2 protein-coding genes are annotated in these 1,044 nt (G+C 61.6%); one reads left to right on the forward strand and one right to left on the reverse strand.

Features of this window, described 5'->3' with window-relative positions:
* Positions 1-462 (forward strand): hypothetical protein (locus GSQ76_RS25155; protein WP_216851287.1); only part of this gene is annotated, 462 nt, incomplete at its 5' end.
* Between the two features lie 238 nt (positions 463-700).
* Here the strand turns inward: GSQ76_RS25155 and GSQ76_RS25160 are convergent.
* A partial coding sequence (locus GSQ76_RS25160) for a LysR substrate-binding domain-containing protein (protein ID WP_158746850.1) occupies positions 701-1,044 on the reverse strand: 344 nt, incomplete at its 5' end.

The following is a 1,044-nucleotide window of genomic DNA, read 5'->3' on the forward strand; positions in this document are numbered from 1 at the left end:
AGCCTACACCGTTTCAGTCAACAAAATTCCACCACCAGCACGGACGCTATCTGCCCGACCGCCTACGAAGGCCACATGTTCCATGATCGGGTGCTGCTAAGCAGGCACTTCGAGGCTATTCAGGCGCGCGCGGGTGATGTGCTGGTGCCTCTCGACCAGCCCCAGGCCCGCTACGCGGTAGAGACCCTGGAGCCCGAAGCGCACGACAGCTTCTTCCGCTGGGGGTTCTTCAACAGTGTACTGGAGAAGAAGCAGACCTCCATCGCAGCCTATGTCTTTGAGGACACGGCCTTGCGAATGCTGGCCGACGAGCCGGCGCTGCGGCACACGTTCGACGAATGGAAAGCCGCGCATCCGGCGCAGCTGTCCGACCCGAAAGCGGTGCTCAGGTTTCTATTCATCCACGGCCGGCGCCACGCCGAGCCGGAATGGCGGTGCTATCCGGTCGCAGCGCTGATTTAATTACAATTCCATACGCTGTTTCCGAGATCCCTACCCAACTCCTCTCGAGCAGGTCCGAGACACATCCAAATTCAGGCAAACCTTAAGGCTTACGCCAGCGTGGGCTTCGGTAAAGGTGGGCACGCCATCGCCCATGCTTCCGTCCGCAAGAAAGTAGAACTAGCCCCCGCACGCCATTTTGGCCCAAAGACCAGTCTTCAGCAGCGCGTTTCCTTTTGGACGGACAGGATCTCCTCCATCAGCGGCGTGGCGATAGTTGGCCGGACAGCCTAAAACCGGCCTCCTGCTCCGCCGTCGTCATGATAGCGCGGCATAGTTCTACCACCACCTGCATCGCTGCCGTCTGCGGTCGGCGGATGGAGGTGGCGATAGCCAGGCGCCGGTGCAGCCCCTCCCGGGTGATACGGTGGCCATCGACCAAGCCGGCCTGGTGGTCTGCCCGGACGAAGGCATAGGGGAATACGCTGCAGCACAGGGACTGCCGCACCATCTCGCGCACAGCGTCCAGATTATTGACCACCATTTCGACCGCAAGATGGATGCCGCGCCGGCGCAGCAAGTCCCCGGCAATGGCGAGCAGGG

The sequence above is a fragment of the Acidisphaera sp. L21 genome (assembly GCF_009765685.1).
Classification (GTDB): Bacteria; Pseudomonadota; Alphaproteobacteria; order Acetobacterales; family Acetobacteraceae; genus LMUY01.